General features: G+C 40.0%; 7 protein-coding genes and 1 pseudogene. 3 read left to right on the top strand and 5 right to left on the bottom strand.

Translation table 11 applies throughout. From position 1 onward, the window contains the following. Positions 1 to 1,023 precede the first annotated feature (1,023 nt). Positions 1,024 to 1,212 carry a hypothetical protein gene (locus tag AB5123_RS13510; protein WP_041337485.1) on the top strand — a complete coding sequence of 63 codons (189 nt, stop codon included), beginning with the start codon at positions 1,024 to 1,026 and terminating at the stop codon, positions 1,210 to 1,212. 22 nt (positions 1,213 to 1,234) lie between these two features. On the opposite strand, the gene AB5123_RS13505 is transcribed toward AB5123_RS13510, so the two are convergent. Continuing rightward, the gene (locus AB5123_RS13505; RefSeq protein WP_242843700.1) at positions 1,235 to 1,363 is read right to left on the bottom strand and encodes a LysM domain-containing protein; all 129 of its coding nucleotides are present in this window, start codon (positions 1,361 to 1,363) and stop codon (positions 1,235 to 1,237) included. A gap of 68 nt (positions 1,364 to 1,431) precedes the next feature. Between AB5123_RS13505 and AB5123_RS13500 the strand changes: the two are divergent. Beyond that, positions 1,432 to 1,695 (top strand): annotated as a pseudogene (locus tag AB5123_RS13500) (transposase); the annotation flags it as partial. A 209-nt stretch (positions 1,696 to 1,904) separates the two neighbouring features. On the opposite strand, the gene AB5123_RS13495 reads toward AB5123_RS13500, so the two are convergent. The 3 genes from AB5123_RS13495 to AB5123_RS13485 are packed head-to-tail and all read right to left on the bottom strand — an operon-like array spanning position 1,905 to position 5,648. Beyond that, on the bottom strand, positions 1,905 to 3,044 hold the full coding sequence (locus AB5123_RS13495) for a hypothetical protein (protein WP_278644507.1): 1,140 nt from the start codon (positions 3,042 to 3,044) through the stop codon (positions 1,905 to 1,907). A 19-nt stretch (positions 3,045 to 3,063) separates the two neighbouring features. Beyond that, positions 3,064 to 4,617, bottom strand: a complete 1,554-nt coding sequence (locus tag AB5123_RS13490; RefSeq protein ID WP_041337483.1) for a hypothetical protein — start codon at positions 4,615 to 4,617, stop codon at positions 3,064 to 3,066. Between the two features lie 56 nt (positions 4,618 to 4,673). Beyond that, entirely contained in the window at positions 4,674 to 5,648 is a 975-nt protein-coding gene (locus tag AB5123_RS13485; RefSeq protein ID WP_337812476.1) for a WYL domain-containing protein, read from the bottom strand. 335 nt (positions 5,649 to 5,983) lie between these two features. On the opposite strand from AB5123_RS13485, the gene AB5123_RS13480 reads away from it, so the two are divergent. Beyond that, positions 5,984 to 6,295, top strand: coding sequence for a helix-turn-helix domain-containing protein (locus tag AB5123_RS13480; RefSeq protein WP_041337760.1), 312 nt, complete (start codon positions 5,984 to 5,986; stop codon positions 6,293 to 6,295). Between the two features lie 81 nt (positions 6,296 to 6,376). Here AB5123_RS13480 and AB5123_RS13475 read toward each other — a convergent pair. After that, positions 6,377 to 7,846, bottom strand: a 1,470-nt coding sequence (locus tag AB5123_RS13475; RefSeq protein WP_368364948.1) for a fibronectin type III domain-containing protein, incomplete at its 5' end; no start/stop codon positions are given.

The raw sequence follows: 7,846 nt of genomic DNA, 5'->3' as shown, positions 1-7,846 counted from the left end.
TATGCGTCCCCTCAAATGGTTTTCGCCTATCGAATTTCTTAATAATAGTGTCCAATATGATTGACAAACCTACAATATGCACCTTTTCGACATTACATACAATTGCGATCTTGCGGGCTTAGCACATATGCACAAGGGGCATGAGTACATAAAATGCCCGTCACGGCGAGCATCAAACCCCTCCCAGCGTATCATACCTATGGGCGGGGGCGAAAAAATCCGCTACCATAAATGATAGCGGATTGGGTGCAGGGGCACGCCCCCTACTTTGTAAAGTTTACAAACAAACTTATTGAGCGGGACTGAAGTTTGATAACAAAAAAAGCCATGACGGACAATGCCCGTCACGGCGAGTGACTGGCGGAGATGGAGAGATTAAATATACCACTTCACTCCACTTTTTATTGCTTTATAAAATTGCTTGTAAACCACGCATTTACATCATTTAAGCCGTTTCATTTGTTCCGCATTTCACAAGCATATATTTACAATTCAGCTTTATCGTGTATAATTCGTGTACGCAAAAACAGCCGCCTCAGATCACCCTGATACGGCTGAACTACTATCTGATATACTTTCTCCGACCGCAACGTATCTTCTGTACTGTAACTTTCATGTTTTTACCTCCGAATATTTAATCACTTTTTTCTGAAAAATACGATTATGGCGGCTATAAGAATAACTATCTCAGCCACATTAAGAATAATGCTTATGATCTTCATTTGACATTTCTCCTTTTGTGTGATATAATATCCGCAGCGAAGAGCCTTTCGGCTCTCTTGCGGAATGCTGTTAGTCTGTAAGCTTGTCGATAAGCTTCAGTAAACTTTCAGCGAGTTCTAAAATTGCTTTGATAATGAGTAGCTTTGCGAGGGCTTCATTATCTAAGCGGCGGCTCTTTTGAGCCGCTTTTTCTTTTTCTTACCCATTGGTTTCACTCCTTTCGTTCTTTGATGATATTATTATAGCATACTTGCGTAAGTGCTTCAAGTATGCTATAATATAGAATAAGGAGGTGCAACTATGAGTGGTAAAACATCAACAGCCAGTAAAAGACTATATAATGAAAAGGCATATGACAGAATAAGTTTAGTTGTCAAGAAAGGCAGGAGAGAAGAACTAAAAGCCTATGCAGAAAGTAAGGGCATGAGTATCAACGGGTACATTAACAAGTTAATAGATGAAGATATGAAAACAGCCGACAAGGAATAACCCTTGTCGGCTGTCTTACTACCTACTTGATTTTAATTTTCTGTCCTGCGTAAATGATGTTCGGATTCTTGATACCATTGTCCTTGACAAGCTTCACAACAGTAGTCTTGCAGCGTTGAGCTATAGCCGAGAGCGTGTCCCCACACTTCACAGTATAAGTCACCACCTTCTTGACGGAGCTTGCAGAGGGCTTTGCGGATACCGCCCAGTCAGTGAAATGTCAATGAGAAAAAATATCTTTACACATTTCTAGAAAACGGAGATGTTCCCATAGACAACGACAGGGCAGAAAATGCGATAATGCCGTTTGCCATCGGCAGAAAAAACTGGCTTTTCAGCAACACAGCCAACGGAGCCAAAGCAAGTTCCGCACTATATTCACTTATTTCAACGGCTCAGACGAATGGACTTGACGCAGAGAAATATCTGACGGAGCTGTTTTCAAAGCCAGCGGGAACGATATTATTGCCTTGGGCTGAATAAAGCTGAGATCAAATACAATATGATCAGGTATGTATACAAAAATTTTAAATTCAAAGACAATGAATGAATATGACCCTGCAGGGACGGTGATTCCTTGCAGGGTCTGATTTTTTTTTGGGGGAGGGTGCGGAGGATTTGACGGTTACTATACAGGATGGGTGGTTATGGAAAACAAAGTGTTTAAAATAAGTAAGTAATATAGTTTATGATCAAATAAAGAAATGAACAATTGACAAAAGCAATGATGTTCCAGCAACTATGTATGAAATAATAGTTGCTTTTTTATCACTTTTGGTTGCTGTCAGGTCTTCGACTAGTTTCATAAGCTTTTTGTTTTCATCTGTAAGTTTATTTATGGCTTTATCCTGGGATTTATCTCTTTCCATAATTACGTCTAATGATTCCTGATGTTCCAAAAGCTTGCTGTCTTGTTCTTCATCTTTCTGCTTTCTTTCCTCTAAGAGTCTATCGTGTTCACGATCCTTTTCTGCCTGTTCGGATAGCCATTTGTCCTGTTCTTCGTCTTTCTGTTTTCTTTCCGCCAAGAGATTGTCATGTTCACGATCTTTTTTAGCCTGCTCAGAAAGCCATTTGTCCTGTTCTTCGTCTTTTTGTTTTCTTTCCGCCAAGAGTCTGTCATGTTCAAGGTCTTTTTCAGCCTGCTCAGAAAGCCATTTGTCCTGCTCCTCGTCTTTCTGTTTTCTTTCAGCTAAAAGACGATCATGTTCAAGATCTTTTTTAGTGTGTTTAGATAGCGTCAGGTCTTGTTCTTTGTCTTTTTGCGCCATTTTTGCAAGGACTTCATCGTGATGTTCCGCTTTCTTTTGATGTTCTGATATCGTTTTATCCTGTGATTTTAACGTTTCAGACATTTGCTTTTGCTTATTCATCATATCTTCCTGAGCTTTCAACTGGGATATAACGCTCAGAACTTCTTTTCTTGCCAAGTCGGAAAGCTCCCCCTCTGAAGCACCTCTCAGCTTTAACTCCAATTCACGAACAACTGTCCTGTTGGCAGCTATATTACTTACGCCAAGTGCAAACAGATACTTGGTTATCTCGCTTAGCTTCTTCTGATATTCAAAAGAAAGTTGTTGTGCCTCAACGACCTGTACTTGTGATTCTGCAAGATCAACAGAAGCTTCCTGCAAAGATTCAATAGCTTCTTTTTTGTGTCCCAAACCTGCTGATTTGCCATAAGCCCTGTCAGCAGAAGTTTTTGCAGTCTGAGCCATTTTAACAGACTTCTTCACCTTATCTTCCAAACCTTGTATATCACGCCATTGATCTGTAATGATGTTTGGAAGTTCAGATTGATTGACCTTAAAAATTTCAAGTTCATTACTCATATGTAACACTCCTTTTTTATTATCCCCACTTCAAGATGTCATAAATATCATCTGTAAGTCCTGGGTTATTCTTTTCAGCTTCTGGTATAAGTTTATCTAATTTTTTCATATCTTCTGAAATTTGTTGTATACTTTCTTGATAGCGTTCTACAGACACGATCATTACCTGATATGCTTCTTCGATACTCTTTCCTGCATCCTCGGCTGCTATCCACATATTTGCTTCACAATAATATACCTTGGCATTTAGTAATCTAATACTTGTTGTATAGAGCTGCATACGCTCATTCCTAAGTTTATTTCGTTTTATGCCCATACCGATATCCGTGCCAGCGGCAATAGCAAATCTGCCCACACCTACAAAATTCACTTTGAGAATAAACTCTTTTGCAAAAACTGCTGCATTACCGCCTGACTTTGCCGCTGATCTTATTGCAGCGTCAATTAAATCAAAAGCCATAAACGTTCCAGTTGAGATTGTAAGCATACGCACTATAGTGCGATTTTTGAATGGTAAAGTTGCTTTCCAATCAACTCGTGACATTTCATCAAATGACCTGATATCCTTTGATTTTATTTCATTGCATAATCTTCTTATAAAATAAAAACCACGAACAATGCATTCGTTTATAATCACTGGAACAGCTTGCCTTTTTAATTCATTGGCAACGCCTATTTCAGTCCTCAGATCAAATTTTACAGCTTCTATTATTTTCCCGTTTTCATCTTTTTTTGCAAGCAATGTTCCGTTAAAGAGTTTAGATATCCAAACAGAAAACTTCTTATATCCATTATCATCAAGTTTACGGAATATTGGAAGTGCCGATATTTCCTTTAAAAATGAAACTAAAGGACCGGGCAAACCAGTTCCGGTATTACCTTTGCTGATCGAAGAAGATGAGCCAGCCATATCGCTTATCATATGAAAAAACCAGTTGATCAATCCAAATGTAATTTTCTCAGGCAAATTCTTACCGATCAAGATCAGGTCTGCTTGAGACACTTCAACCACTTTAAAGTGTCCGGCTACGTCTGTGCCATATAATTTATGTGTAAACTGAGTAAGCATAGAGAAAAATAAACCTATAAGTGTTGGGTGATGTGAGAAATCTCGTAAATGGTGCTGTAAACCTCCGCCGAAATCATTTGTAGCTTTATCGGCAACGATGGCATAATTCTTTTCAAGATATTTTACTGCACCATTAAGATCATCACCTGTATAACCCGCTTTTTGTGCAATTTTAATCACAAAGTTATTTACTTTATTATCACCATATTCATTTGCACGATCTAATGAAAAATCTCCAACCCATATAGAATCAATTGCTCCTGCTAATATTCCGCTTACAACTGCCACAATATAATCCATTCCGTCAGCGTGATTAGTAAGCCTATCTATTTCGGAATTAAGAGCTTCGATTTTTTTATTTGTGATGTTTAGACAATTATCTATATCTTTTATCGCAGCGTCGATGTCATAGCCGCTCTGCTTAATGTCAGTTTCACTTACGGCCGGTATGACTTCAAATTCAACGGCAAGTCCCTCATTTTCTAATTTCAATATTTCACTCATATTATACATCCTAACCTGATCTTTGTATTTAATAGTTAATTATTACCGCTGTAAAATCATTTCTCCTCATACCTTTCCCCCATCGCCCTGATCTCTGCCAGCATATCCTCCACCAGCGGTTTTGGCTCAAAGACTTTTACCCACGAGCCTTGGGAGAGCAGGTACATTATTATCCCCCTGCCGTAGTTGACCTCGGCAGTGATAACGCTCTTTGTGCCGTTCTGCTCAATGACTTTTGCGGTGGGCAGCCTGTCAAGAACAGCCTGCAAAGACAGCCCCGAAAACTCAAAGGTTATCCGCACGTTGTCCCCTGGAAACATAAACTGATTTTTCTCACGCAGGTCGCCCTCGTCAAAGCTGTGCTCACGATCAAGCTGGAAATTCTCCCTGTGCTCAACAATATTTTTTATCCTGTCAATGCGGAAATACCTCGCCTTGTACTGGGTATCATCTGCCGCATATGCGATAAGATAAAAATAATATTCGCTGAACATTGTCGCCGCAGGCTTCAGCTTCCTAACAACTTCGCTCCTGTCCATTTTCAGATATGTCACCGAAATGACCTTCTTACCATCAATGCACTGCACAAGACGCCAAAGATTGTTTATCACGCTGTCGCAGTCAGAGCGCACCTCGTGATAATGATATATCTCCCTGCGTATCACCTCATCAAGAAGCTTTCGGTCATTGGCAGTGGTAAACTTTCTCAGCTTAGATACAATGAATATCATATCTTCTTTGCTGAAACAACGTGCCCCGAGTATCACTTTTACCAAGGCAAAAAGCTCCTGATTTTTCAGAAACTCGTCGCTTTTAAGTATGTAAGCCCTGTCCTTGTGCGAATATGTGACCTCGGCATTTTGCATAAGCTCCCTGTATTCCGCAAGAAAATCGTTTATCCTTGCAATGTCACGACTGACGCTTTTGGATGATATCCCATACTCCTCCGCAATAAGCTTGTTAGAAACGACCTCGCCGTGCAAAAGCCGATAAAATATTTCAAGTACTCTGTCTAAACGTTCATTTTCCATTTTATTACCCCTCTTTCTTACAATTATACCACATTTGATTTTGAATTTGTTAAGCTGGCTGCTTAGTATAACGTTTTCGAAGAATATTTTTTTATTTTAACCAAAAATGTCAAATTATTGGTGCGGCAGATCATCGTATTTTGTCGTTTTATCTTGCTTTCAGTATAGCATAATTGCCAGACAAAGGTATGTCCGTTTAAAATTAGTTTACTTTTACATTATAACCCTTTCTAGCGGTATATGTCAAGAAATAATACTAATATAAGCGGTAATATCGTCACATTATATATATTATAATAGGTATAGTGATACAAATCGACGGAGGGAGAATGAAAATGACGGAAAAGGATATCAGCAACAGAATTACGCAGCTTAGATTGCAAAAAAATGTGTCCGAATACAAGATGAGCCTTGCACTCGGTCACAGTAAGGGATATATCCAAAGCATATCGTCAGGACGGACGATGCCGTCCCTTGGTGAATTTCTTGCCATTTGCGAGTATCTTGAAGTCACTCCGAAGCAGTTTTTCGACGATGGCAGCAAAAATCCTGCACTAACGCAGAAAATAGTTGAGAGCGTATCGAAACTTTCGGAAAAAGACCAACGATTGGTGCTTGAAGTTTCTGAAAGACTAGGAAAAGAATAATTTTTGAGGTCTCAAACTGCAATATCAAAGTAAAAAAACAGCGTACCGCAGCCCCCTGCGATACGCTGTTCTCATATAAAATTACTTCTTTGTAGTCACACTCTTTGAAGCCGACCAAGCACCATAATACTTAGTACCCTTTACAGTTGTGTAAGAACGAACACGAACGTAATATTTCTTTTTGCCTGAAAGCTTTGAAACAGTGGCCTTGTCAGTCTTGTTGTTTGTTATGGTAACTTTCTTTGCACTTGTAAACTTAGAGTTTGTAGCGTACTGTATCTCGTATCCAGTAGCAGAACCTTTCTGCGCCCAATCCACAAAGAATGCCTTGCTCTTAGCTGTGAGCTTCTGTATCTCCTGCTTGGCAGGATTTATCTTGAATGTCTTTGTGATAGTGCCTGTATAAGAGCCTTTTCCTGCGATTTTTACTGTGGCAGTGCCTATGCTCTTGTTGCTTGAGTAGGAAACTGTATAGTCAGTGCCTTTTTTCAGCGTTTTGCCATTGTATTTAACAGTAATGCTTTGCGTGATGTTCTTGCCAGTGAAAGCCTTTGTGGAAATGCCCAAAACTGTGGCTTTCTTGAAGTTATTTTTGATTTTGAAGGTCTTAGAAACTGAGCCTGTGTAATTGCCCTTGCCTGTGATAGTGACCTTTGCTGTTCCTACCTTGGTGTTGTTTGAATAGGAAACTGTGTAATCTGTACCATTCTTCAAAGTTTTGCCGTTTAGCTTGACCGTTACACCAGGCTTCTTTGCCTTGCCGTCATAAGCGTAGGTCGAAGTGGAAAGTGTCACGCTTGCCTTTGAGATACTAATTCTTGAAAGTGCAGGAATTTCAGCCGTTTCAAGAACTTTCTTGCAGACTGTACATTCCTTGTGCTTTGAGCCTTTAACTCCGATAGAAGCCGCCTTGTCGACTATCCAACCGCTTGACTTGTGACCTGTGGCATTTATCACTGTCTGAACCTTGATAACAGTATTGCAAACTGAGCAATGTGAGCCGTCTGTTTTGCCTGCGGTGGTGCAAGTAGCAGGGTAGCCCTTGTCGGTAACTGCAGTGTGACCCTTTGCAGGAAGCTTTTCTGTAACTATCGCATTGCACTTTGTGCAAGTCTTTGTTTTTGTACCCTCTGATGTGCAGGTCGGCTGTTTTGTTACAACAGAATTTCCGTAGCTATGACCTGTTGCTTTTGTTGTGTTGCCCTTGTATGAAGTGCCGCAAACAGAACATTTGTGGAGAGTGTAGCCGTCAGTAGTGCAAGTAGGTGCAACAACCGTGTCAGCATATTTGTGTGAAGTCTTTGGTATAGTTTCTGTAACTGTCGCATTGCACTTTGTGCAAGTCTTTGTTTTTGTACCCTCTGATGTGCAGGTCGGTTGTTTTGTTACAACAGAATTTCCGTAGCTGTGACCTGTTGCTTTTGTTGTGCTATCCTTATATGAAGTACCGCAAACAAAACACTTGTGGAGTGTATAGCCGTCAGTAGTGCAAGTAGGTGCAACAACCGTGTCAGCATATTTGTGTGAAGTCTTTGGTATAGTTTCTGTAAC

The organism is Ruminococcus sp. RTP21204st1_B2_RTP21204_210225, assembly GCF_040914135.1.
GTDB lineage: Bacteria > Bacillota > Clostridia > Oscillospirales > Ruminococcaceae > Hominimerdicola > Hominimerdicola aceti.
This window is presented reverse-complemented; position numbering and strand designations above follow the sequence as displayed.